General features: G+C 70.0%; 22 protein-coding genes. 20 read left to right on the top strand and 2 right to left on the bottom strand.

Going from position 1 to position 25,483, the window contains the following annotated elements; genetic code table 11:
- Window positions 1–9: 9 nt before the first annotated feature.
- On the bottom strand, window positions 10–945 hold the full coding sequence (locus ACGFY9_RS14500) for an AraC family transcriptional regulator (RefSeq protein WP_393754056.1): 936 nt from the start codon (window positions 943–945) through the stop codon (window positions 10–12).
- A gap of 81 nt (window positions 946–1,026) precedes the next feature.
- Here ACGFY9_RS14500 and ACGFY9_RS14505 point away from each other — a divergent pair, with 81 nt between their 5' ends.
- Window positions 1,027–1,869, top strand: coding sequence for an NmrA family transcriptional regulator (locus ACGFY9_RS14505; RefSeq protein ID WP_393754057.1), 843 nt, complete (start codon window positions 1,027–1,029; stop codon window positions 1,867–1,869).
- A 56-nt stretch (window positions 1,870–1,925) separates the two neighbouring features.
- Here the strand turns inward: ACGFY9_RS14505 and ACGFY9_RS14510 are convergent, their stop codons facing one another.
- Window positions 1,926–3,095, bottom strand: a complete 1,170-nt coding sequence (locus ACGFY9_RS14510) for a YihY/virulence factor BrkB family protein (protein WP_393754058.1) — start codon at window positions 3,093–3,095, stop codon at window positions 1,926–1,928.
- 526 nt (window positions 3,096–3,621) lie between these two features.
- Between ACGFY9_RS14510 and ACGFY9_RS14515 the strand changes: the two genes are divergently transcribed.
- The 19 genes from ACGFY9_RS14515 to ACGFY9_RS14605 all read left to right on the top strand — a co-directional run bounded on the left by ACGFY9_RS14515 (window position 3,622) and on the right by ACGFY9_RS14605 (window position 25,477).
- Window positions 3,622–6,075, top strand: coding sequence for a Pls/PosA family non-ribosomal peptide synthetase (locus ACGFY9_RS14515; protein ID WP_393754059.1), 2,454 nt, complete (start codon window positions 3,622–3,624; stop codon window positions 6,073–6,075).
- 43 nt (window positions 6,076–6,118) lie between these two features.
- Entirely contained in the window at window positions 6,119–8,206 is a 2,088-nt protein-coding gene (locus ACGFY9_RS14520; protein ID WP_393754060.1) for an amino acid adenylation domain-containing protein, read from the top strand.
- A 55-nt stretch (window positions 8,207–8,261) separates the two neighbouring features.
- Window positions 8,262–9,266 (top strand): TauD/TfdA family dioxygenase, encoded by a 1,005-nt coding sequence (locus ACGFY9_RS14525; protein WP_393754061.1) that lies wholly within the window; start codon window positions 8,262–8,264, stop codon window positions 9,264–9,266.
- Window positions 9,263–10,291: a 2,3-diaminopropionate biosynthesis protein SbnB gene (sbnB, locus tag ACGFY9_RS14530; RefSeq protein ID WP_393754062.1), complete on the top strand. Its 1,029-nt coding sequence runs from the start codon at window positions 9,263–9,265 to the stop codon at window positions 10,289–10,291. Before ACGFY9_RS14525 ends, sbnB begins: the two co-directional genes overlap by 4 nt.
- A 32-nt stretch (window positions 10,292–10,323) precedes the next feature.
- Complete coding sequence (sbnA, locus tag ACGFY9_RS14535) at window positions 10,324–11,298, top strand: 2,3-diaminopropionate biosynthesis protein SbnA (RefSeq protein ID WP_393754063.1); 975 nt, start codon at window positions 10,324–10,326, stop codon at window positions 11,296–11,298.
- Window positions 11,299–11,390: 92 nt separating this feature from the next.
- Window positions 11,391–13,025 (top strand): acyl-CoA dehydrogenase family protein, encoded by a 1,635-nt coding sequence (locus ACGFY9_RS14540; RefSeq protein WP_393754064.1) that lies wholly within the window; start codon window positions 11,391–11,393, stop codon window positions 13,023–13,025.
- Window positions 13,026–13,267: 242 nt separating this feature from the next.
- The gene (locus ACGFY9_RS14545) at window positions 13,268–14,554 is read left to right on the top strand and encodes a GAF domain-containing protein (protein WP_393754065.1); all 1,287 of its coding nucleotides are present in this window, start codon (window positions 13,268–13,270) and stop codon (window positions 14,552–14,554) included.
- A gap of 246 nt (window positions 14,555–14,800) precedes the next feature.
- Window positions 14,801–16,060 (top strand): hypothetical protein, encoded by a 1,260-nt coding sequence (locus tag ACGFY9_RS14550; protein ID WP_393754066.1) that lies wholly within the window; start codon window positions 14,801–14,803, stop codon window positions 16,058–16,060.
- A gap of 45 nt (window positions 16,061–16,105) precedes the next feature.
- Window positions 16,106–16,678: a GNAT family N-acetyltransferase gene (locus ACGFY9_RS14555; protein ID WP_393754067.1), complete on the top strand. Its 573-nt coding sequence runs from the start codon at window positions 16,106–16,108 to the stop codon at window positions 16,676–16,678.
- Between the two features lie 127 nt (window positions 16,679–16,805).
- A complete protein-coding gene (locus tag ACGFY9_RS14560; RefSeq protein WP_317774501.1) occupies window positions 16,806–16,889 on the top strand; it encodes a putative leader peptide in 84 nt (27 codons plus the stop codon).
- 129 nt (window positions 16,890–17,018) lie between these two features.
- Complete coding sequence (locus tag ACGFY9_RS14565; RefSeq protein WP_393754068.1) at window positions 17,019–18,716, top strand: nitrite/sulfite reductase; 1,698 nt, start codon at window positions 17,019–17,021, stop codon at window positions 18,714–18,716.
- Complete coding sequence (locus tag ACGFY9_RS14570; RefSeq protein ID WP_393754069.1) at window positions 18,713–18,892, top strand: hypothetical protein; 180 nt, start codon at window positions 18,713–18,715, stop codon at window positions 18,890–18,892. Before ACGFY9_RS14565 ends, ACGFY9_RS14570 begins: the two co-directional genes overlap by 4 nt.
- Window positions 18,889–19,599 (top strand): phosphoadenylyl-sulfate reductase, encoded by a 711-nt coding sequence (locus tag ACGFY9_RS14575; protein WP_393754070.1) that lies wholly within the window; start codon window positions 18,889–18,891, stop codon window positions 19,597–19,599. Before ACGFY9_RS14570 ends, ACGFY9_RS14575 begins: the two co-directional genes overlap by 4 nt.
- Before the next feature lie 35 nt (window positions 19,600–19,634).
- Window positions 19,635–20,171 (top strand): adenylyl-sulfate kinase, encoded by a 537-nt coding sequence (gene cysC, locus ACGFY9_RS14580; RefSeq protein WP_393754071.1) that lies wholly within the window; start codon window positions 19,635–19,637, stop codon window positions 20,169–20,171.
- Entirely contained in the window at window positions 20,168–21,106 is a 939-nt protein-coding gene (gene cysD, locus ACGFY9_RS14585; protein WP_393754072.1) for a sulfate adenylyltransferase subunit CysD, read from the top strand. Before cysC ends, cysD begins: the two co-directional genes overlap by 4 nt.
- Before the next feature lie 2 nt (window positions 21,107–21,108).
- A complete protein-coding gene (locus ACGFY9_RS14590) occupies window positions 21,109–22,443 on the top strand; it encodes a sulfate adenylyltransferase subunit 1 (protein ID WP_393754073.1) in 1,335 nt (444 codons plus the stop codon).
- Window positions 22,444–22,679: 236 nt separating this feature from the next.
- The gene (locus ACGFY9_RS14595; protein WP_393754074.1) at window positions 22,680–23,792 is read left to right on the top strand and encodes an aliphatic sulfonate ABC transporter substrate-binding protein; all 1,113 of its coding nucleotides are present in this window, start codon (window positions 22,680–22,682) and stop codon (window positions 23,790–23,792) included.
- Between the two features lie 37 nt (window positions 23,793–23,829).
- Complete coding sequence (locus ACGFY9_RS14600; RefSeq protein ID WP_393754075.1) at window positions 23,830–24,612, top strand: ABC transporter ATP-binding protein; 783 nt, start codon at window positions 23,830–23,832, stop codon at window positions 24,610–24,612.
- Window positions 24,599–25,477 carry an ABC transporter permease gene (locus ACGFY9_RS14605; protein WP_388111599.1) on the top strand — a complete coding sequence of 293 codons (879 nt, stop codon included), beginning with the start codon at window positions 24,599–24,601 and terminating at the stop codon, window positions 25,475–25,477. Before ACGFY9_RS14600 ends, ACGFY9_RS14605 begins: the two co-directional genes overlap by 14 nt.
- The last annotated feature ends 6 nt before the right edge of the window (window positions 25,478–25,483 follow it).

The following is a 25,483-nucleotide window of genomic DNA, read 5'->3' on the forward strand; positions in this document are numbered from 1 at the left end:
CCGAGAAGGCTACGCCGATCGCGTCCGGTGCTCCTGCGGGCTCACGCCGTAGACCCGCTTGAAGGCGCTGGACAGGGCGAACGCGCTGCCGTAGCCGACCTGCCTGGCGATCGCGCCGATGGTGTCCTCGGTGTCGCGGAGGCGGTCCGCCGTGAGGGCGAGGCGCCACGCGGTGAGGTAGGACATCGGGGGTTCGCCGACGAGGTCGGTGAAGCGGCGGGCCAGGGCGGCGCGGGAGACGCCGGCCTTGGCGGCGAGGGAGGCGACCGTCCAGGGGTGGGCCGGGTCGTCCTGGAGGAGGCGCAGGACCCTGCCGACGACGGGGTCCGCCAGTGCGCGGTACCAGGCCGGGGCCTCGGCCTCCGGGCGGGAGAACCAGGCCCTCAGGGCGGCGATGACGAGGAGGTCGAGGAGGCGGTCCAGGACGACCTCCTGGGCGGGTTCCTCGCTGACGATCTCGTCCATGAGAAGCGGGGTGAGCGGGCACTCCCACACCTCCGAGGGGAGGGAGAGCAGCGGCGGGAGGGCGTCCAGGAGGCGGCCGTTGATCTCGCCGCGCATGAGGTAGGTGCCGATGAGCATGACCGTGGAGCCGTCGGGGCGGTCGCCCCAGGTGCGGACGCCGAGGTCCATGGAGCCGTTGAGCGGGGTGCCGTCGGGGTAGTGACACTCGGCGCCGGGGAGGATCACGGCCTGCGGGGCGGTGTCGGGGGTGTCGCCGCAGGTGTACGGGGCGGGGCCGCGGGCGATGGCGAGGTCGCCGGCCCGCAGCCGGATCCGCTCCCCCGTGTCCGGGGTGATCCAGGCGTCGTCGCGGACCATGAGCATGACCGTGAGCGGGGCGCGGTCCTCGATGCGTACCGCCCACGGCGGGTCGAAGCATGCGCGGATCATGAAGGCGCCACGCGCGCGTGGACCCTCCAGAAGGCCTGCCAGGGCGTCCATGTGGCCAGCGTAGACGGGCGATTATGGGAATGAGCCGTTCAGCGATGGTCGATGCTCGCGCGCAGGCGTTGACTGGACGGCATGACACAGAATGCGCGGAACATGACGATTGTGGTGACCGGCGCTTCGGGGCGTACCGGGCGCCGGGTGGCAGAGGCGGCGCGGGCGGCGGGGCTGACGGTGCGGGAGGCCTCACGGGCGCGGGGGTTCGACTGGGCGGACCGGTCCACGTGGGCGGACACGTTGCGGGGTGCCGACGCGGCGTATCTCGTGTATCCGTCGGACGTCGGGGCGCCGGAGGCGGGCCGCGCGGTGGGGCTGCTGGCGCAGGAGGCGGTCGGGTTGGGCGTACGACGGCTGGTGCTGCTGTCGTCGCGGGGTGAGGAGCGGGCTCGGCCGACCGACGAGGCGTTGCGGGGGTCGGGGGCGGACTGGACGGTCGTGCGGGCGGCGTGGTTCGCGCAGAACTTCAGTGAGGGGCCGCTGGTGGAGGGGTTTCGGGAGAGTGGGGAACTGGTGTTCCCCGGGGGTTCGGTTCGGGAGCCGTTCGTCGATGTGCGGGACATCGCGGATGTGGTCGTCGCGGCGGTGGCCAGCGGGGACCGGTATGTCGGGCAGGCTCTCACCGTGTCCGGGGCGCGGTTGCTGACGTTCGGGGAGGCGGTCGCGGAGATCGCTGCGGTGACGGGGCGCGAGCTGACGTATCGGGCGGTGTCTGCCCGTCAGTACGGGGACGTTCTCGCGGGGTTCGGGGTGCCGACGGAGGAGGTGGAGTTCCTGGTGGAGTTGTTCGAGTCGTTGCTGGACGGGCGGAACTCGTATCTCTCCGAGGGGGTTCAGGAGGTGTTGGGGCGGGAGCCGCGGGACTTCTCGGAGTTCGTGCGGGAGGCTGCGGCGGCGGGCGTGTGGAAGGCCGGTTCGTAGGCCGCAGGCTCGTTGTGGCTGGTCGCGCCGTTCCCCGCGCCCCTTTGGGGCGCGCTTCACTTGTCCGGTGTTTGAGAGTCCCCGGGGCCCTTGTGGGTGTGGGTGCTCTTCGCATGCGTGCGCAGCCTGGACGTCACGTCCTCCGGAGGGAGGAAGCGGGACCAGCGTTCCGGGAACTCGGAGGGCATGTAGGAGTCGTCGGGGTCGTCGTCGTCCTCGCCGTCGCGGGCGCGGATCGCGGCCATGTGGGCGACGTATTCGGCGACCTGCTCGTCCTGGCGGCGTTCGTTGGCGGCGCGGGCGGCGGCGGTCGCGGCGGCGGGCCAGACGCGGTCGATGGCCGCGTTGACGGCGGCTCCGACGAGGACGGCGAACGCGGAGACGCCGATCCAGAGGAGGACGGCGACGGGTGCGGCGAGGGAGCCGTAGATGGTGGGGCCCTCGACCGTGCTGGTGAGGTAGATGCGCAGCAGATAGCTGCCGAGGACCCACATGGCGAGGGCGACCAGGGCGCCGGGGACGTCCTCGATCCACGGGGAGCGGACGGGGACCGACACGTGGTACAGGGTCGTCAGGAAGACGACGGACAGGACGATGACAACCGGCCAGTACAGGACCTGCACGACCGTCTCGGACCACGGCACCACGTTCACCACGGCGTCCGGTCCGGCCACCATCAGCGGCAGCGCGATCGAGCCGATCAGCAGGGCCGCGACGAACAGGGCGAAGGACACGATCCGCGTCTTGACGATGCCGCGCACGCCGTCGAGGCCGTACATGACGGTGATGGTGTCGATGAAGACGTTGACCGCGCGGGAGCCCGACCACAGGGCGAACAGGAAGCCGATGGAGATGACGTCGGGCCGGCCGCCCTTCATCACGTCGTGCAGGATCGGCTGGGCGATCTCGTGCACGCCCTTGTCGGAGAGGACCGTGCGGGACGCCTCCAGGATGTTGTTCTCCAGGCCGGCGATGCTGTCGGCGCCGGTCCAGCTGTCGACGTAGCCGAGCAGGCCGATGAGGCTCAGCAGGAGCGGCGGCACGGACAGCAGCGTGAAGAACGCGGCCTCGGCCGCGAGGCCCAGGATGCGGTACTCCATGCAGGAGTTGACGGTGTCCTTGACCAGCAGCCAGGCGGTCCTGCGCTTGGAGACGTTCCGGTAGAGGGCACGCGCCCGGTGGAACCGGCTGGTGGGCCGCTCGGTGGGTTCACTTGCTGACTGCACGCCCTAAAGGTATCCGCCGCGCCGGGATGCACTCGTCCCCCGGGGTCGTCGGCCGGGCGGGACGCCCTCGGGGGCGGTCGTGTCATGCTCGCGGTGGCCGAAAATAATCGACCCGACAATCGAAGCCGTATTCGATACTTCGACGGCCGTTTCGGAGAGTGGCCCGGTGAGGACTTCGGGCGTCAATTCATGTTGACCCGCCCTCCGGCCGGTGAAGACGAAAAAGCGCCATTGACCGAAACAGCCTTGACCCGTTCCGGAATGTCCAGAAATAATCCGGACTGCATTCGTTGCGCGCGTTGGGACGACGTCAGCGCACACGACTCGGGGGAATCAATTGGCCCAGGACCAGGGCCCAGTCCATTTGGAAACTCAGCACACCACAGGGAACTCAAATCTCACGAATTCCCATTTACCCCACCCGTTTCGCGTGTTATTTAATTTGCCCCTGCCGTGAACAACGGGCGCGACTCCACCGTATTCGTCTTCGACAATTCAAAGACGACGATCAGCACCAAGGAGCCACGTGGGTGGAAAACCCGGCACCGTCACCGAGACCGTCCTCGCGGAGGTCCTGGCCGGTGTCGTACGCAAGGAAGTCATACCCCTCGACAGTCACTTCTTCGACGACCTGGGCGCAAACTCGTTGGTGATGGCACATTTCTGTGCCCGGGTCAGGAAACGCGAGGATCTGCCGTCGGTGTCGATGCGGGACGTCTACGGATATCCGACGATCCGCAGTCTGGCGGCGGCGCTCGCCGACACGCCCGAGCCCGCCGCACCGGTCGAGGCGGAGGCACCGCCGGCCGGGAGCACGACCCGCTATCTGCTGTGCGGGCTACTGCAGTTCCTGGTTTTCGCAATGTATTGCGTGCTCGCCGGGACGGTCACGGGACAGGGTTACGAATGGGTCTCCTCCGGTACCGGAGTGGTCCAGGTATATCTGCGGTCCGCGATATTCGGCGGCGCAGTGTTCATCGGTGTGTGCACGGTGCCGGTGGTGGCCAAGTGGATTCTCGTGGGCCGCTGGAAGGAGACCGAGTTCCCGGTCTGGGGCCTCGCCTACGTCCGGTTCTGGACGGTCAAGGCGCTGCTGCACGCCAACCCGATGATCCTGTTCGCCGGCAACCCGGTCTACGTCCTGTATCTGCGCGCCCTCGGCGCCCGGATCGGCAAGGGCGTCACGATTCTGTCCCACTCCGTACCGGTCTGCACCGACCTGCTGACCATCGGAGACGGAACGGTCATCCGCAAGGACACCTTCTTCCTCTGCTACCAGGCGCGAGCCGGCCGCATCCGCACCGGCCGGGTCACCCTCGGCAGCGAGGTGTACGTCGGTGAGAAGACCGTCCTCGACATCGGCACGGTCATGGGCGACGGGTCCCAACTCGGCCACTCCTCCGCCCTGTACGACGACGCCCAGGTCCCGGCGGGGCAGCGTATGCACGGCTCCCCGGCCCAGCCCACGGACGTCGACTACGTCCGGATCCCGCACGCGGACTGCTCGACATGGCGCCGCTTCGGCTACGGCCTGGGCGCCGTCATGCAGATGCTGCTGGTCTACGTCCCGCTCGCGATCGGCGGCACCTACATGCTGCTGACCGTGGTCCCGGCCCTCGACCGCCTGCTGGACCCGGACACCCAGGACCTCAACTCCGCCCGGTTCTACGGCGAGGCGCTGGCCCTGTCGCTCGTGGCGTTCGTCGGGTTCGTCGTGCTCGGCTTCGCCGCCGTGTCGCTGCTGCCCCGGCTGCTGCGTCCGCTGCTGCGCCCCGACAGGGTGTATCCGCTGTACGGCTTCCACTACTCGGTGCAGCGCGCGGTGGCGCGGGCGACCAACCTGAAGTTCTTCAAGTGGCTGTGCGGCGACAGCTCTTACATCGTCGGTTACCTCAAGGCCATCGGCTACGACCTCGGCGAGGTGGAGCAGACCGGCTCCAACTTCGGTACGGAGGTGCAGCACGAGACGCCGTATCTGGCCACCGTGGGCAGCGGCACGATGGTCGCCGACGGTCTGTCGATCGTCAACGCGGACTTCTCCAGTACGTCGTTCAGGCTCTCGCGCACTGTGATCGGGCCGCGCAACTTCCTGGGCAACAACATCGCGTACCCCTCGGGCGGCCGCACCGGCGACAACTGTCTGCTCGCCACCAAGGTGATGGTGCCGATCGACGGCGGACTCCGCGAGGGCGTCGGCCTGTTGGGCTCGCCGTGCTTCGAGATCCCGCGTTCGGTGGAGCGCGACAGCCGCTTCGACCATCTGCGCGAGGGCGACGAGCTGAAGCGCCGGCTGGCCGCGAAGAACCGCTCCAACCTGCGCTCGATGGGCCTGTACCTGTTCGTGCGCTGGCTGCACTGGTTCGTGCTCACCGTCCTCGGCTTCGCCGCCGTCGACCTGTACGGGGGCGAGGGCATCGGCGGGGGGCTGCTGATCGGCGCGTCCCTGATGCTGGGGCTCGGTTTCACCGCCGGGTACTACGTGCTGGTGGAGCGCCTGGTCGGTGGATTCCGGCCGCTGGAGCCGAAGTTGTGCTCGATCTACGACCCGTACTTCTGGTGGCACGAGCGGCTGTGGAAGGTGCCGGACACCTACATCCAGGTGTTCAACGGGACGCCGTTCAAGAACCTGATCTGGCGGCTGCTGGGCGTGCGCATGGGGCGCCGGGTCTTCGACGACGGCGCGTACATCACCGAGCGCACGCTGACCGCGATCGGCGACGACTGCACGCTGGCGGCGCACACCAAGGTGCAGTCGCACTCGCAGGAGGACGGCACCTTCAAGTCCGAAATGATCACCATCGGCGCCGGCTGCACCCTCGGGGTGGGTGCGCTCGTCCACTACGGCGTGTCGATGGGTGACGGGGCCGAACTCGCCGCCGACTCCTTCCTGATGAAGGGCGAGGAGATGCCGGCGCGGTCCCGGTGGGGCGGGAATCCGGCGGTGGCGCCACGGCGCGCCGGACAGCACAGGACTCCCTGACGGCTCGTGCCGCAGGGGGAAGGAAACAGGGGGGAAGAGAACGATGGAGATCATTCCGCGGTGGACGCTCACTCCGGTGCCCGGTGTGGCGGAGTACGAAGTGTCCCTGCCCGACGGGCTGTTGGTCGAGCCCGCCGCACTGAAAGTCGCCCACGCCAAGGTCCTCGGGGCGCTGTCCGGCGAACCCGCCGAGGAGGACCCGGCGGTGCGGGTGAGTGTCACCGGCCGCACGCTACGGCTGAGGTACCGCACCGATGTCCTCGACGCCGAGGCCGCCGCCCGTGTCGCGGGCTATCACGTCACGGCGCTCACCGAGCCGGACCGGCCGGTGCTGCTGTCGGACGCCGAACTCCGCTTCCAGCTCGACGAGTTGGCGGGCCCGCACCGCGAGCTGCCCGAGCGGCGGGTGCACGAGCTGTTCGAGGAGCGGGTGTCGGTGCGGCCGGATGCCGTGGCCGCCGTGCAGGGCGATCGGCAGTGGACGTACCGGGAGCTCAACTCCCGGGCGAACCAGCTGAGTCGGGCGCTGCTCTCCCGGGGACTGACCCGCGAGGGTGTCGTCGCCGTGGTGCTGGAGCGGAACCTGGACTGGATGGCCGCCGTGCTCGCCGTGTTCAAGGCGGGCGGGGTGTATCTGCCCGTCGAGCCGCACTTCCCGGCCGACCGGGTCGCGAGGGTGCTCGACCGTGCCGGGTGCGAACTGGTGCTGACCGAGCGCGGCAGCGACGGCGCGCTGGGCGACCCGACCGACCGCACACTCTACGTCGGCGAGGCGTACGCCGAGGGGCACTCGGACGGCGACCTCGGGATCGCGGTCTCGCCGGGTCGACTCGCCTACATCTACTTCACGTCGGGCTCCACGGGTGAGCCCAAGGGCGCGATGTGCGAGCACGCGGGTTTCCTGAACCACGTGTTCGCGAAGCTCGACGACCTGGGGATCGGTGCCGGGCAGGTGGTGGCGCAGACCGCGCCGCAGTGCTTCGACATCTCGCTGTGGCAGCTGGTCTGCGCGCCGCTCGTGGGCGGGCGGACGCTGCTGGTGGAGCAGGACGTGATCCTGGATGTGGCGCGGTTCGTCGACACGATCGAGGCGGGGCGCGTCAATGTGCTCCAGGTCGTGCCGTCGTATCTGGAGGCGGTCCTGGCCGAGTTGGAGCGGCAGCCGCGTGAACTCCCGGACCTGCGCTGTGTGTCGGTCACCGGGGAGGCCGTGAAGAAGGAGCTGGTGGAGCGCTGGTTCACCGCTCGGCCCGGGGTGCGGCTCGTCAACGCCTATGGCCTGACGGAGACTTCGGACGACACCAACCACGAGGTCATGGACCGGGCACCGGACGGCGACCGCGTCCCGCTCGGCCGGCCCGTCTCCAATGTGCGGGTGTACGTCGTCGACGAGGATCTGGTGCCCGTGCCGCTGGGGGCGCCCGGCGAGATCGTGTTCTCCGGTGTGTGCGTCGGCCGGGGGTACGTCAACGATCCCGAGCGGACGAAGGCCGCGTTCACCGAGGACCCGTACCGGCCCGGTGAGCGGCTGTACCGCAGTGGCGACCACGGGCGCTGGCGGCCGGACGGCAAGCTGGAGTTCCTGGGGCGCCGGGACAGCCAGGTGAAGATCCGCGGCTTCCGCGTCGAGATCGGCGAGATCGAGAACGCGCTGCTGCGGGTGGACGGGGTGCGGGACGGCGCGGTGGTCGTCGTGCGCGGGACGCAGCTGGTGGCGTTCTGCACCGGCCCGCTGCCGGTCGAGGCCGACGCGGTGCGGTCCACGCTCGCCGAGTCGCTGCCCGCGTACATGGTGCCGTCGGTCGTGCACTGGCGGGCGAGCCTGCCGCTGACCGCCAACGGCAAGACCGACCGCAGGACGCTCACCGGGCTCGCCGGTGACCTGGACGCCGTAGGAGACGGGCCCGACACGCCCGCCGAGCGTCGGCTGGCCGCGGCCTGGGCGGTGGTGCTGGGCATCCCGGCCGACCGGATCGGCCGTCAGGACCACTTCTTCGACCGCGGCGGCACCTCGCTGGCCGCGGTGAAGCTGGCGGTCGCCCTCGACCGGGCGATCAGCCTCAAGGACGTCACCCGACACCCGGTCCTCGCGGACCTGGCCGGACTGCTGGACCCGCCCGTCTCCTCCTGAGACCTGCCGCACCCCCGGCCGAACGATCGACAGCACCACCGAAAGGAACACCGAGATGTCGCTCTCTTCCGCGACGCTGCTCAACTCCGTCGCCCTGAGCCCGGACAGTCCACCGCTGCTGCACGCCGATGTCGGCGGCGACCCGGTCGGCTGGGCCGCCGGGCACCGTGCGGCGCTGCGGTCCGTCGTCGCCGAGCACGGCTGCGTCCTGGTCCGCGGACTCGGCCTCGCCGACCCGGCCGGGGCCGAGACCGTCTTCCGGCGGCTCACCGACTCCCTGATGGCGGACCGGGAGCCGTTCGCGCCCCGCCGTACCTACGCGGAGGGCGTGTACTCCGCCACGAAGTGGCCGACCGACCAACCGATGTGCCAGCACCACGAGTTGAGCTACGCCCTGGAGTTTCCCGGCCTGCTGCTCTTCGCCTGCCTGGAGGCGCCGACGGAGGGCGGCGCGACCCCGGTCGCCGACGCCGAGGCCGTCCTGCGATCACTGCCCGCGCCGCTCGTCGAGCGGTTCGAGCGGGAGGGCTGGATGCTGACGCGGACGTACCACGAGGAGATCGGGGCGTCGGTCGCCGAGGCCTTCGGCACCGACGACCGGGCCGTGGTGGAACGCTACTGCCGCACCCAGGGAATCGAGTTCGCCTGGCAGCACGACGGTTCGCTGCGCACCCGCCAGCACCGCGCCGCCGTCCTCCGCCACCCGGTCACCGGACGCCGCTGCTGGTTCAACCAGATCGCGTTCCTGAACGAGTGGACGATGGAACCCGAGGTCCGCGAGTACCTCGTGGACGTCTACGGCGCCGACGCGCTGCCCTTCAACACCCGCTTCGGGAACGGCGATCCGATCGACGCGGGCATCGTGACGACCGTCAACGAGGCCTACGACCGGCACGTACGGCGCGAGCCGTGGCGGTCCGGGGATCTGCTGCTGGTGGACAACATCCGTACCGCGCACGGCAGGGAGCCGTTCGAGGGGCCGCGCGAGGTGCTCGCCGGGCTCGGCGACCCCGTGTGCCTGACGGACCTCGCCCCGACGGCCGGCGGGAGGGCCGCATGAGCACCGGCACACCGTCCTTCGCGGTCATCAGCGGCGAACAGGTCCAACAGGCCCTGACCGGGCGGGAGTCGGAGATCGGCGCCCTCGTGGAGACCACCTACCGGCTGCACGGCGCGGGCGACTCGGTGAACCCGCCGTCGTACTTCCTGCGCTTCCCGGACCGTCCGTCGTCCCGGATCATCGCGCTGCCCGCCTCGCTCGGGGGGCCGTTGCGGGTGGACGGCCTGAAGTGGATCTCCAGTTTCCCGGGGAACACCGGGTCGGGGCTGCCCAGGGCGTCGGCGGTGCTGATCCTCAACGACCCGGACACCGGCTATCCGTACGCCTGCCTGGAGAGTTCGGTGATCAGCGCGACCCGTACGGCGAGTTCGGCGGCGCTCGCGGCCGACAAGCTCAGCCAGGGCCGGACGCGTCCGCTGCGGGTCGGGTTCGTGGGGACGGGTCTCATCGCCCGCTACATCCACACCCATCTCCGGGCCACCGGCTGGGAGTTCGAGGAGACGGGCGTGTACGACCTGTCCGCGGAGAGCGCGGAGGGGTTCAGGGGATACCTGGAGCGGTCGGGGGCGCCAGGGCGCATCACCGTGCACGACAAGGCTGAAGGCCTGGTCCGCTCCAGCGACCTGCTGGTGTTCGCGACGATCGCCGGCTCGCCGCATGTGCACGATCCGGCCTGGTTCGACCATCATCCGCTGGTCCTGCACGTGTCGTTGCGGGATCTCGACCCGGCGATCCTGCTCGCGTCCGCGAACTTCGTGGACGACGTCGAGCACTGCCTGAAGGCCGATACCTCGCCGCATCTGGCCGAACAGGCCACCGGGGGGCGGGAGTTCATCGACGGCACGCTGGACGACGTCCTGACAGGCCGCGTGAGCGTACCGACCGACCGGACGGTGGTGTTCTCGCCGTTCGGGCTCGGGGTGCTCGACCTCGCGGTCGGCAGGTTCGTCCATGACGAAGTGGTCCGGCAGGGCGAACTCCACGTCGTCGACGGGTTCTTCCACGAGCTGCGCCGGTACGGCTGACGGCGATCGTGGCGCACCACTAGGGGGAAAACATGGCTGTTATTTCCGATCCCGCGGAGTTCAACGAGGACGACCTCTACGTCGACCTGCGGGCAGCACTGGAACTACCGCTCTATCTGAAGTGCGAGGGGTTCAACTTCGCCGGCTCGGTCAAGCTGAAGGCCGCCACCGAGATGGTGAACGCCGCCGAGCGGGCCGGCATCCTGCGGCCCGGCTCGGTGCTGGTCGAGTCGTCGTCCGGCAACCTGGGGGTGGCCCTGAGCGTGATCGCGGCGAGCCGCGGTTACGGGTTTCTCTGCATCACCGACAGACGCTGCAACGTGCCCACGGCGCAGCTGATGGAGGCGCTCGGCAGCCGGGTCCACGTCATCGACCAACCCGACGCGCACGGCGGCTTTCTGGGCGCCAGGATCGCGTACGTGCGGGCGCTGTGCGCCTCCGACGAGCGGTACGTGTGGCTCAACCAGTACACGAACCAGGGGAATTGGCGGGCGCACTACCGCACCACGGCACCCGCCATCGCCCGCCGGTTCCCGCAGCTGGACGTGCTGTTCGTCGGCGCCGGCACCACCGGGACGCTGATGGGCTGCGCACGCTGGTTCTGGCAGTGGCGGCGCCGGGTGCGGATCGTCGCCGTGGACGCGGCCGGGTCGGTCACGTTCGGCGGGGAGGCCGGGCCGCGGATGATCCCGGGGCTGGGCACCAGCGTGGCGCCGCCCTTCCTCGACACGTCGTACATCGACGACGTGATCCATGTCGGGGAGCCGGACACCGTGGCGACCTGCCGCCGGCTGGCCGCGCGGGGCTTCCTGTTCGGCGGGTCCACCGGCACGGTCGTCAGCGGGGCCGAGCAGTGGCTCGCCCGCGACGGACGGCACGGCACCACGGCGGTGGCGATCGCTCCCGACCTGGGCGAACGCTATCTGGACACCGTCTATCGCACCGGCTGGCTGGAGGAGGAGGCGCCCGAGACCGCGATGCTGGCGGCCATGTCCCGCTCGGCCTGACGTCCGAGGCGGCGGTTGTGTCAGGGTGGAGATCCAGAGCACCCGCAGGTGGAGATCCCGACCACCGCCGTCCCCACGGGTAGGTTCCAGCCATGGCACGCACCACCCACACCGTGACGAATCAGACTCCCCCACTGGTCGGCCACGACGTCTACACCGCCGACCGCGTCCTGACGGAGGCGGTCGAGCGGCACACCTCCCCCGGACTGCTGGACGAGGTCCGGGACGAACTCTCCGCACTGGGCCGCGCCGCCGGTTCGGCCCAGCTCCAGGAGTGGGGTGCGCAGGCCAACGACAACCCCCCGGGCCTGCGCACCCACGACCGCTACGGCCACCGGATCGACGAGGTCGAGTTCCATCCGGCCTGGCACCGGCTGCTCGGCAAGGGCGTGTCGGCCGGACTGACCGCCGCCTGGGACCGCCCCGCCGGACATGTGCGGCGGGCCGCGGGTTTCGTCGTCTGGACCCAGGTCGAGGCGGGCAACTGCTGCCCCCTGTCGATGACCCACGCGGCGGTCCCCGCCCTGCGCGCCGACCCCGCGCTCGCCGCCGAGTGGGAGCCCCGGCTGACGTCCAGGGTCTACGACCGTGAGCTGCGGCCCGCCCACCTCAAGGCCGGGGCGGTCTTCGGGATGGGCATGACGGAGAAGCAGGGCGGCAGCGACGTCCGCGCCAACACGACGGAGGCGCGCCCGCTCGCCGAGGACGGGACGTACGAGCTGACCGGCCACAAGTGGTTCTGCTCGGCGCCCATGTCCGACGGCTTCCTCGTACTGGCGCAGGCACCGGGCGGGCTGACCTGCTTCCTGGTCCCCCGGGTGCTGGACGACGGCACCCGCAACGTGTTCCTCCTCCAGCGCCTCAAGGACAAGCTGGGCAACCGGTCGAACGCCTCCGCCGAGGTCGAGTTCGACGGCACCTGGGCGCGCCGGGTCGGCGACGAGGGCGCGGGCGTGCGGACCATCATCGGGATGGTCGCGGCGACCCGGCTCGACTGTGTGCTCGGCTCGGCCGGTCTGATGCGGCAGGCCGTCGCGCAGGCCGTCCATCACACCGCCCACCGCGAGGCGTTCGGCGGCAAGCTCTTCGACAAGCCGCTGATGCGCAACGTGCTGGCCGACCTCGCCCTGGAGTCGGAGGCGGCCACCACGCTCGGACTCAGACTCGCGGCGGCCTACGACGACGGTGGCGAACAGGAGCTGGCGTTCCTGCGGTTGGCGGTGCCGGCCGCCAAGTACTGGGTGACCAAGCGCTGTTCGCCGGTCGCGGTCGAGGCGGCGGAGTGCCTGGGCGGCAACGGTTACGTCGAGGAGTCCGGACTGCCGCGCCTGGTACGGGAGTCGCCACTCAACTCGGTCTGGGAGGGTGCCGGGAACATCCAGGCCCTCGACGTCCTGCGGGCGTTGCAGCGCGAACCGCAGGCGCTGAACGCCTTCCTGGTCGAGGTCGGCCGGGTGCGCGGCGCCGATCACCGGCTGGACGGGGCGATGAAGAACCTGCTCGCCGAGTTCGCCGATCTGGAGGGCATCGAGGGCCGCGCCCGGCGCGTGGTCGAGCGGATGGCGCTGGTGCTTCAGGGTGCGCTGCTCGTCCAGCACGCGCCACCGGAGGTCGCCGACGCGTTCTGCGCGTCCCGGCTGGGCGGCGACTGGGGCTCCGCGTTCGGCACCCTGCCGCCGAGCCTGGACCTGACGTCGATCGCCGAACGGGCCCGGCCGACGGCCTGAACCGCACCGGCACAACGCGAGGGTGGTGCTGCGCCGACACGGCACCACCCTCGCAGCGTGGGACAAGTTTCAGACACCGTACGGCTGTTCACCAGGGTTGCAGAGGGTTGCAACTTGGCGGCTTCTGTGTCCGGACTGTCTCCCTCCGTCACCGCGGAGCGGCACTATGAGACCAACAGTCGATACGAGAACAGCACTCGACACGAGAACAGCAGTCGATACGGGACCGGAGAGAAGGACCCATGGCGAACCCGCCGGGCGGACTGCCGCAGCGCACCACCGTCGACGCGGCGCGGACGGCCCGGATGCTGAGCGACGCCCGGCACGCCACGCCCTTCGGACAGCGCGTCCGCGCCGCTCCGCGCCCGGTGATCGAGGAGTCCTGGGAGCGCGCGTTACGCGGCGGGACCCACCCCGACCACGATCTGCGGACCGGGCTGCTGTCCCGCGAGGAAGTCGAACGGCGGCGCGGCGCAAGCCCGTTGAGGCACGTCCTGCCGGTGCTGCGGGAGGGTCTGGTGTCGGTCGCGGACGCCGCCCACCACATCGTGCTGGTCGCCGACGACGAGGGCCGCGCGCTGTGGCGGGAGGGCAGCGCCGCCGTGCTCCGCAAGGCCGACGAGGTCGGCATCGAGGTCGGCACGGACTGGCGCGAGGACGTCGTCGGCACCAACGGCCTGGGCACCCCGGCGGTCGTACGGCGGCCCGTGCAGGTCTTCGCCGGAGAGCATCTCTCGCGCGCGCTGGCCGCGTTCACCTGCGCGGGCGCCCCGATCAGCGACCCCAGGGACGGCCGGCTGATCGGCGTCGTCGATGTCAGCGGCCCGCTGGAGACCATGCACCCGGCCACCCTCGCCTGGGTCGACTCGGTGGCCAAACTCGCCGAGGCGCGGCTGCGCGAGCTGCACATGACCTCGCTGGAGCGGCTGCGCGCGGTGGCGGCGCCGATCCTGCCCCGGATCGGCGGCCGGGCCCTGGTGGTGGACCGGGACGGCTGGACGGCCGCGGTCACCGGGATGCCGTACGTGAAGCGGATCGCGCTGCCCAAGTCGCCCTCCGGGGGCCGCCGTTGGCTGCCGTCGCTCGGGCTGTGCTCGCTGGAGCCGCTGGCCGGGGGCTGGCTGGTCCGCGCCGCCGACGAACCGGTGCCGGGCGCCACCCGGATCGTCCTCGACCTCGCGCTGCCGCGCCGCTGGTCGGTGACGGTCTACGGCGGCGCGGGCTCCTGGACCCATGAACTGAGCCCCCGGCACGCCGAGTTGCTCTACCTGCTGGCCCTGCACCGCACCGGCCGCAGCGCCGCGGCCCTGGCCGAGGACATGTTCGGCGACCCCGGCCGCACGGTGACGGTGCGTGCCGAGATGTCGCGGGTACGGCGCTATCTCGGGGCGTTCCTGGAGCACCGGCCGTACCGCTTCCGCGAGGACGCCGAGGTCGAGGTGCTGCTGCCGGACGACCCGCGGGAGCTGCTGCCGCACTCGACGGCACCCGGGGTGACCAGGGGGCGGACGTCGACCCAAGTGCCGTAGCGGAGACGTCGGTTTGACCGCCGCGACGGAGGCGGGAGGGCGCGGCAGGAGGCGGAGGCGCGGGTCAGGGCGGTGTGGCGGACAGGTGGCGCAAAAGGCGCGTCCGGCTGCATCTTCCGCATATTTGCGGGGTCTTACCCATGGGGCGGCCGTGACTGCCGTAGCATCCCTGTACGGGCCACCCCACCTGCTCCCTGGTCAACGCACGGATCACCAGGCGCAGTTGGCTCGCCTCGGGAGGACACTATGAGTGCACGTGGGCGACACCGCCGGCGCAAGCGGGGCAGGGCGCTGCGCGCCGTGCTGACCGGGGCCGCGCTCGGCCTCACCGCGGCCGCGACGATGATCAGCGCCTCGCAGGCGACGGTCGGTTCCGATCCCGGGGCGCTGAAGCCCCTCACCTCGGCCTCCGATCTGAGCGCGTTGCAGCTGCGGGAGCACCTGGAGCCACAGCGGTCCCTGGACCGGCTCGCCTCGGCGATGGGCCGCCCGGTCGGTGTCGGTGCCGTCCTGGAGAGCGCCGACCACACCCTGCGCGACGCCGCGGACTGCACGACCGGCGAGAAGTCGGCCCTGCCCGTCGAACCGGCGGCCACGCGCGCGTACTGCTGGGACAGCGGCGACGCGGCCGACCCGGCCTGGACGCCCCGCTCGGTGACCACCTCGGGCGACGCCGACGAGGACGGCTGGTGGGGCTCGAACCGGGTGATCCTCTCCGGCTGGACCGCGAACACCCGCGGCCTGGCCAAGGTCGCCTTCGTGAACGCCGCCGACACCGCCCATCTCACCTACACCTGGGCCCTCCTCGCCGTACCGACGGACGGCGGGCGTGACTATCGAGGGCTCGTCTCCAAGATCTCCGGCATGGTCTGGTACCAGGACAAGCTCCTGGTCACGACCACGAGCGGGACCCGCGACGCGCTGTACGTGTACGACATGAACCGCATCCAGCGCACCACGGTGACGGCCGGTGCGGTCGGCCGGGTGCGTGACGGCTGGTCGGCGGCCGGGTACCGGTATGTGCTGCCCGCGATCGGGTCGTACCGGCTGGCCGGTGGCACAGCGGCCGTACGGCCCGTGGGTCTGTCCCTGGACCGGAGCACGGTGCCGGACAGTCTGGTCGCGAGCGGGGCGAAGCACCTGTGGCGCTATCCCTTCAGCCTGGACCTCGCGCGTCCGGGGCTGCTCGCCACCGACTCGGCGGGCCGCGCGGTGCCCGAGGAGGCGTACGCGACGAAGGTCGACGGCGCCGGGGGCGTGCTCGCGAACGGGTCCGCCTGGTATGTGGGCGGCACGGCCGGGACGGACGGCGGCCGGGGCTCGATGTGGCGTCAGGACACGCGGGGCGCCAAGGCCACCGAGTGCGGGGCCGACGAGACGCACCAGTGCTGGAGCGCGCAGACCGACTCCCTCTCCTACTGGCAGGAGACCGGCGAAGTCTGGTCGGTGTCCGGACGGATGCTGTTCGCACTGCCACTGAACTCGATCGACAGCTCGCTCGGTTGATCATCCGATCGACAGATCCCCAGGTCGGATGATTCCCTGACGGGCATGACGAACATCCCGGTGACCACCTGGTCCCTGGAGCAGACCGACCCGAGCGACCTCCTCCCGGCCATGACGCCGGACGGAGACGTGCGGATCGTCCGCTCCGAGGTGCCCTCCCCCGAGTTCAGCCGCTTTTTGTACGCGTCCGTGGGCGGGGACATCCTCTGGATCGACCGGCTGCACTGGACGTTCGCACAGTGGCGGGAGCACCTGGACCGGCCGGGCGTGGAGACCTGGGTCGTGTACGACCGGGGCACGCCCGGCGGGTACGCGGAACTGGAGCCGCAGGACGACGGCGTCGTCGAGATCGTCTACTTCGGCCTGGTCCCCGCCTTCCGCGGCCGCCGCCTCGGCGGCCACCTCCTCTCCTACGGTGCCGCCCGCGCCTGGGACCTCGCCGACCGCTGGCCAGGGCGGGCGCCCACGAAGCGGGTCTGGCTGCATACCTGCAGCCTGGACGGCGTGCACGCGATGGACAACTATCAGCGCCGGGGCTTCAAGCTCTTCGACACGCAGGTCGAGGAGATGACGCAGGCGCCCACTCCGGGCCCCTGGCCGGGGGCCTACCGCGTCTGACCTGCGCCGACAAGACAGCGTGCGCGGCTTGTGACCGACGACACCCTCGTCTCACATAGCGGGACCAGGGTGTCCGCATGGCGGACGAAGCTGGACTGTGTCCAGAACGCCGTGACACGCTTCCGTCATGTCCGGAACTGGAATTGCCTTGGTGAGTCGGCGGCACGTCGACCTCGGCCGCATGTCCAGCGCCATCTGTCCGGCCGTCTAGCCGAGCCGCAGCACCGCCGGATTTCCCCGCATCTGCCTCATACTGCGCAAAGACGCGCGCGTATGCCCGCATGCGCCCGTACACGCAGGTCAGAGCCGATCACCCGCCTGTCCCGGAGGACGTAGAAACATGGCCGCCACCCCCGAGAACCCTGCAGCCGCAGCGCCCCGCCGCAAGGTGAGCCGTCACCGCGGCGAGGGTCAGTGGGCCGCCGGACACTTCACCCCCCTCAACGGCAACGAGCAGTTCAAGAAGGACGACGACGGTCTCAATGTGCGGACACGCATTGAGACGATCTACTCCAAGCGCGGCTTCGACTCGATCGACCCGAACGACCTGCGCGGCCGTATGCGCTGGTGGGGGCTGTACACCCAGCGCAAGCCCGGGATCGACGGCGGCAAGACCGCGATCCTGGAGCCGGAGGAGCTGGACGACAAGTACTTCATGCTGCGCGTCCGGATCGACGGCGGCCGGCTGACCACGGACCAGCTCCGCGTGATCGGCGAGATCTCGCAGGAGTTCGCGCGCGGCACGGCCGACCTCACCGACCGGCAGAACGTGCAGTACCACTGGATCCGCATCGAGGACGTGCCCGAGATCTGGAACCGCCTGGAGGCGGTCGGTCTCTCCACCACCGAGGCCTGCGGTGACACGCCCCGCGTGATCCTGGGCTCGCCCGTCGCGGGCATCGCCGAGGACGAGATCATCGACGGCACCCCGGCGATCGACGAGATCCACAGCCGCTACATCGGCACCAAGGAATTCTCCAACCTGCCGCGCAAGTTCAAGACGGCGATCTCCGGCTCCCCGCTCCTCGACGTCGCCCACGAGATCAACGACATCGCGTTCGTCGGCGTCAACCACCCCGAGCACGGCCCCGGCTTCGACCTGTGGGTCGGCGGCGGTCTGTCCACCAACCCGAAGATCGGCGTCCGGCTCGGCGCCTGGGTCCCGCTGGACGAGGTCCCGGACGTCTGGGCCGGCGTGATCGGCATCTTCCGCGACTACGGCTACCGGCGGCTGCGCACCCGTGCCCGTCTGAAGTTCCTCGTCGCCGACTGGGGCCAGGAGAAGTTCCGCCAGGTCCTTGAGGACGAGTACCTCAAGCGCAAGCTCGTCGACGGCCCGCCGCCCGCCCAGCCGGTGGCCCGCTGGCGCGACCACGTCGGCGTCCACCGCCAGCAGGACGGCCTGTTCTACGTCGGTTTCGCCCCGCGCGTCGGCCGCGTCGACGGCACCACGCTCACGAAGATCGCCGAGCTGGCCCAGGCGCACGGCTCGGGCCGGCTGCGCACGACGGTCGAGCAGAAGATGATCGTGCTCGATGTCGAGGAAGGGCAGATCGACTCGTTGGTCGAGGGTCTCGAAGCCCTCGGCCTCACCGCCAAGCCCTCCCCCTTCCGGCGCGGCACGATGGCCTGCACCGGCATCGAGTACTGCAAGCTCGCGATCGTCGAGACCAAGCAGCGCGGCATCACGCTCATCGACGAACTGGAGCGCCGCATCCCGGAGTTCGACGAGCCGATCACCATCAACATCAACGGCTGCCCGAACGCCTGCGCCCGGATCCAGGTCGCGGACATCGGTCTCAAGGGCCAGTTGGTCCTCAACGACCAGGGCGAGCAGGTCGAGGGCTTCCAGGTGCATCTCGGCGGCGCCCTCGGCCTGGAGGCCGGCTTCGGCCGCAAGGTCCGTGGCCTGAAGGTCACTTCGGAGGAACTGCCCGACTACGTCGAGCGGGTCCTCACCCGGTTCCAGCAGGAGCGCGAGGACGGCGAACGCTTCGCCGCCTGGGCGACGCGCGCCTCCGAGGAGGCCCTCTCATGAGCGAGCGGGCCGCTCCCTTCTACTGCCCCTACTGCGGTGACGAGGACCTGCGTCCGAATGAGCAGGGCCATGGCGCATGGGAATGCGCGGCATGCAATCGGGCCTTTCAGCTGAAGTTCCTCGGGCTCCTCGCCCGGGGGCTCCGGCAGACCGACGCAGGGGGAGAAGAGATATGACGACGACTCAGAAAGCGCGCCCCACCGACGACTTGAAAGCCCTGGCCGAACAGGCCGGCCGTGACCTGGAGGACGCCTCCGCGCTGGAGATCCTCCAGTGGGCGGTGAAGACCTTCGGCAAGCAGTTCTGTGTGACCTCCTCGATGGAGGACGCGGTGGTGGCCCACCTCGCCTCCCGCGCGATGCCCGGTGTCGACGTGGTGTTCCTCGACACCGGCTACCACTTCCCCGAGACCATCGGCACCCGCGACGCGGTCGAGGCCGTGATGGACGTCAACGTCATCACGCTCACCCCGCGCCAGACCGTCGCCGAGCAGGACGCCGAGTACGGCCCCCGACTGCACGACCGTGACCCGGACCTGTGCTGCAAGCTCCGCAAGGTGCAGCCGCTGGAGCAGGGCCTCACCAAGTACGCGGCCTGGGCGACCGGGCTGCGCCGCGACGAGTCCCCGACCCGGGCGAACACCCCGGTCGTCGGCTGGGACGAGAAGCGCCAGAAGGTCAAGATCTCGCCCATCGCCCGCTGGACCCAGGACGACGTGGACGCGTACGTCGCCGAACACGGCGTGCTGACCAACCCGTTGCTGATGGACGGCTACGCGTCCGTCGGCTGCGCGCCCTGCACCCGCCGGGTCCTGGAGGGCGAGGACGCCCGCGCCGGCCGCTGGGCCGGGCGCGGGAAGACCGAGTGCGGGCTGCACGAATGACGACGGCTGTGCTTTCTACGAATCAGGAGAACCACGTGACGACCGGAGCCACCGTCTGGCTCACCGGACTGCCGAGTGCCGGCAAGACCACCATCGCGTACGAGCTGGCAGGCCGGCTGCGCGAGGAGGGCCACCTCGTCGAGGTGCTCGACGGTGACGAGATCCGCGAGTTCATCTCGGCGGGCCTCGGCTTCAGCCGCGAGGACCGGCACACCAACGTGCAGCGCATCGGCTTCCTCGCCGAACTGCTCGCCCGCAACGGCGTCAAGGCGCTCGTCCCGGTCATCGCGCCGTACACCGACAGCCGCGAGGCCGTCCGCAAGCGGCACCAGGAGAGCGGCGCCGCCTACATCGAGGTTCATGTGGCGACCCCGGTCGACGTGTGCTCCGTACGCGATGTGAAGGGTCTCTACGCCAAGCAGGCCGCCGGTGAACTGACCGGGCTCACCGGGGTCGACGACCCGTACGAGGAGCCCGAGTCGCCCGACCTGCGGATCGAGTCGCAGCACCAGACCGTGCGGGAGTCGGCGGCGGCACTCCACGCGCTGCTCACCGAGAGGGGACTGGCATGACGACGACCGTTGCCAAGGCCGAGGACGGTACGGACACGCCGTACGCCCTCTCGCACCTGGACGCTCTTGAGTCCGAGGCGGTGCACATCTTCCGTGAGGTGGCGGGTGAGTTCGAGCGGCCGGTGATCCTGTTCTCCGGCGGCAAGGACTCGATCGTGATGCTGCATCTGGCGTTGAAGGCGTTCGCGCCCGCGCCGGTGCCGTTCACGCTGCTGCACGTGGACACGGGGCACAACTTCCCCGAGGTCCTTGAGTACCGGGACCGCACGGTCGAGAAGCATGGGCTGCGGCTCCATGTGGCCTCCGTACAGGACTACATCGACCGCGGTGTGCTGCGCGAACGCCCCGACGGGACACGCAACCCGCTGCAGACCGTGCCGTTGACGGAGAAGATCCAGAGCGAGAAGTTCGACGCGGTCTTCGGTGGGGGTCGTAGGGACGAGGAGAAGGCGCGCGCCAAGGAGCGGGTGTTCTCGCTGCGGGACGAGTTCTCGCAGTGGGACCCGCGCCGCCAGCGGCCCGAGCTGTGGAACCTCTACAACGGTCGCCACGCACCCGGTGAGCACGTCCGTGTGTTCCCGCTCTCCAACTGGACCGAGCTGGACGTCTGGCAGTACATCGCCCGTGAGGGCATCGAGCTGCCCGAGATCTACTTCGCGCACGAGCGTGAGGTGTTCGCGCGGGACGGCATGTGGCTGACCGCCGGTGAGTGGGGCGGGCCGAAGGAGACCGAGACGGCCGAGAAGCGGCTCGTCCGGTACCGGACCGTGGGCGACATGTCCTGCACGGGTGCCGTCGACTCCGACGCGGTGACGCTGGAGCAGGTCATCGCCGAGATCGCCGCGTCCCGGCTGACCGAGCGGGGCGCGACGCGTGCCGACGACAAGATGTCCGAGGCCGCGATGGAAGACCGCAAGCGCGAGGGGTACTTCTAACCATGAGCACCATCACGACCGAGGAGCTCTCGGCCACCACGCTGCTGCGGTTCGCCACGGCGGGCTCCGTCGACGACGGCAAGTCCACGCTCGTGGGACGGCTGTTGCACGACTCCAAGTCGGTTCTGACCGACCAACTGGAGGCTGTGCAGCGGGTGTCGGCCGACCGCGGCCAGGACGGTCCCGACCTCGCGCTGCTCACCGACGGCCTGCGGGCCGAGCGGGAGCAGGGCATCACCATCGACGTCGCCTACCGCTACTTCGCCACGCCCCGGCGCCGGTTCATCCTCGCCGACACGCCCGGCCATGTGCAGTACACCCGCAACATGGTGACGGGTGCCTCCACGGCCGAGCTGACGGTGATCCTCGTCGACGCCCGCAACGGCGTCGTCGAGCAGACCCGGCGCCACGCCGCGATCGCCGCGCTGCTGCGCGTCCCGCACGTGGTGCTCGCGGTCAACAAGATGGACCTGGTCGAGTACAAGGAGACCGTCTTCGCCGCGATCGCCGAGGAATTCACCGCGTACGCCAGCGAGTTGGGCGTCCCGGAGATCACCGCGATCCCGATCTCGGCGCTGGCCGGCGACAACGTGGTGGACCCGTCCGCGAACATGGACTGGTACGGCGGGCCGACCTTCCTGGAGCACCTGGAGTCGGTGCCGGTCGCCCACGACCTGAGCCACTGCCACGCGCGGCTGCCCGTGCAGTACGTGATCCGCCCGCAGAGCGCGGACCATCCGGACTACCGGGGTTACGCGGGTCAGATCGCGGCCGGTACGTTCCGCGTCGGCGACGCCGTGACGGTCCTGCCGTCCGGGCGCGCCACGAAGATCTCCGGGATCGACCTGCTCGGCAAGCCGGTGCGGACCGCCTGGACCACGCAGTCGGTGACCGTCCTGCTGGAGGACGACATCGACGTCTCGCGCGGCGACCTCATCGTGCCCAGCAAGGACGCCCCGGCGACCACGCAGGACATCGAGGCGACGGTCTGCCATGTCGCCGACGCGCCGCTGACCGTGGGCCACCGTGTGCTCCTCAAGCACGGCACCCGCACGGTGAAGGCGGTCGTGAAGGACATCCCGTCCCGTCTCACGCTCGACGACCTGTCCCTGCACCCGCATCCGGGACAGCTCGTCGCCAACGACATCGGCCGGGTGAAGATCCGCACCGCGGAGCCGCTGCCGGTCGACTCGTACGCCGACTCGCGCCGTACGGGCTCGTTCATCCTGATCGACCCGGCGGACGGCACCACGCTCACCGCCGGCATGGTCGGCGAGTCGTTCGCGGCGCCGGAGCCGGTCAAGGACGCGTCGGACGACGATGGTTGGGACTTCTGACCATGAACTCCACGGACTTCTACTCCACGTTCGCGAAGGAGGGCGGCCGCGTCGGCAGCGGCGCCCTCGGCAGCGGGCAGGGCGGGGTGGCGCGATGTGCGTGCTGACGTACGCGCACCGCTTGCGCGCCCAGTCCCCCCACCCGACGTCCCGGACGCGACGAAAACGAAGACCTGCCGACCTCCCGGCCACGACCTGAGACCGTGACCGCCGGGCCAACGAGAGGAACACCTCCCGTGCCTGCCAACCGCTCGACCTATCTGCGTCGCGGCATAGCCGTGATCGCCGCGCTCCCTCTGCTCACCCTCGCCGCCTGCGGTTACGGGTCGGAGTCCAAGAGCGACAACTCGAAAGAGAAGGTCGCCGCCGGGTCCTCGAAGATCGAGGGTCTCGACTCCGTGAAGATCGGCTACTTCGGCAACCTGACCCACGGGACCGCGCTGGTCGGCCGTGAACAGGGCCTCTTCCAGAAGGAACTGGGCGCCACGAAGGCCGAGTACGCGACCTTCAACGCGGGCCCGTCCGAGATCGAGGCGCTCAACTCGGGCTCCATCGACATCGGTTGGATCGGTCCCTCCCCGTCGATCAACGGTTACACCAAGTCCGACGGCAAGAGCCTGAAGATCATTGGCGGTTCGGCATCGGGCGGTGTGAAGCTGGTCGTCAACCCGAAAAAGATCAAGTCCCTGAAGGACGTCAAGGGCAAGAAGATCGCGACGCCTCAGCTGGGCAACACGCAGGACGTGGCGTTCCTCAACTGGATCGCGGACCAGGGCTGGAAGGTCGACGCGCAGAGCGGCAAGGGTGACGTGACCGTCGTCCGCACCGACAACAAGATCACGCCGGACGCCTTCAAGGCCGGTTCGATCGACGGCGCCTGGGTGCCGGAGCCGACCGCGTCGAAGCTGGTCGCCGAGGGCGGCAAGACGATTCTCGACGAGTCGACGCTGTGGCCCGACAAGAAGTTCGTGATCACGAACATCATCGTGTCGCAGAAGTTCCTGAAGGCGCACCCGAAGGTCGTCGAGGCCGTGCTGAAGGGCTCGGTCGCGGCCAACAAGTGGATCAACGCCAACCCGACGGAGGCGAAGGCCGCGGCGAACAAGCAGCTGGAGGCCGACTCCGGCAAGGCGCTGCCCGCCAACGTCCTTGACCCGGCGTGGAGTTCGATCCAGTTCACCAACGACCCGCTGGCCTCGACCCTCAACACCGAGGCGGAGCACGCGGTCAAGGCCGGTCTGCTGGAGAAGCCCGATCTGAAGGGCATCTACGACCTCACGCTCCTCAACAAGGTCCTCAAGGCGGACGGCGACAGCACGGTCGACGCCGCCGGCCTCGGCACGAGCTGATCGAGGGATCCCGATGACTTCCCAGGAGGTGACGACCATGGCCACGACTTTCGCCAAGGAGACCACCGCGTCGGTCGAGTACGCGGCACGCCTTGAGCATGTCTCGAAGTCCTTCGCGACTCCGGCTGGGCAGCAGCTCGTCCTGGACGACATCAGCATCGATGTCGCGCCGGGCGAGTTCGTCACCCTCCTGGGAGCCTCGGGCTGCGGCAAGTCGACGCTGCTGAACCTGGTGGCGGGCCTCGACAAGCCCACCGCCGGCTCCATCACGGCCGACGGCCGCCCCGCGCTGATGTTCCAGGAGCACGCCCTGTTCCCCTGGCTCACCGCGGGCAAGAACATCGAACTCGCCCTGAAACTCAGGGGAGTCGCGAAGGAGGAGCGGCGCGGCAGGACCGAGGAGCTGCTCGAACTGGTCCGGCTGCCGGGCGCGTACGGCAAGCGGGTGCACGAGCTGTCGGGCGGTATGCGGCAGCGTGTCGCCATGGCCCGCGCGCTCGCCCAGGAGAGCCGCATCTTGCTGATGGACGAGCCGTTCGCGGCGCTGGACGCCATCACGCGGGACGTCCTGCACGACGAACTGACCCGTATCTGGGGCGAGACGGGGCTCTCGGTCCTGTTCGTCACGCACAACGTGCGCGAGGCGGTACGGCTCGCCCAGCGGGTCATCCTGCTGTCCTCGCGGCCCGGCCGGATCGCCCGCGAGTGGACGGTCGACATCCCGCAGCCGCGCCGTATCGAGGACGCGCCCGTGGCCGAACTGTCCCTTGAGATCACCGATGTACTGCGTGGGGAGATCCGCCGTCATGGCCAGCACTGAGACCACGACCGTCCAGGACGGCGGGAGCGTCGAGGCGGGCCTCGACGCCCTGGAGAGTCAGGTCACGGGCCGTCCGACCTTCCGGCAGACCTTCGTCAACAAGATCTTCCCGCCGATCGTCGCCCTCGCGGTGGTCCTGGTCGTCTGGCTGATCCTGACCCCGATCGTCGACGACCCGAGCAAGCTGCCCTCTCCTGGCGCTGTGGGCACCGAGTTCAAGAACGCCTGGCTCCAGGGCGATCTGCTCGGCTACATCTGGACCAGCGTCTCGCGCGGTCTGCTGGGCTTCTTCTTCGCCCTGCTGATCGGCACCCCGCTGGGACTGCTGGTGGCGCGGGTGAAGTTCGTGCGCGCGGCGATCGGCCCGATCCTGTCCGGCCTCCAGTCGCTGCCGTCGGTGGCCTGGGTACCGCCGGCCGTGATCTGGCTGGGCCTGAACAACTCGATGATGTACGCGGTGATCCTGCTCGGCGCGGTCCCCTCGATCGCCAACGGCCTCGTCTCCGGCGTCGACCAGGTGCCGCCGCTGTTCCTGCGCGCGGGCCGCACGATGGGCGCGACGGGCGTCAAGGGCATCTGGCACGTCACGCTGCCGGCGGCGCTCCCCGGCTATGTGGCGGGCCTGAAGCAGGGCTGGGCGTTCTCGTGGCGCTCGCTGATGGCGGCCGAGATCATCGCCCAGTTCCCCGATCTGGGCGTGGGCCTGGGCCAGTTGCTGGAGAACGGCCGTACCAACAGTGACATGGCCATGGTGTTCGAGGCGATCATCCTGATCCTGTTCGTCGGTATCGCCATCGACCTGCTGATCTTCAGCCCGCTGGAGCGGTGGGTGCTGCGCAGCCGAGGTCTGCTGGTGAAGAGCTGAGCTGAT

The organism is Streptomyces sp. NPDC048504 (genome assembly GCF_043200035.1).
In the GTDB taxonomy this organism is placed as follows: domain Bacteria; phylum Actinomycetota; class Actinomycetes; order Streptomycetales; family Streptomycetaceae; genus Streptomyces.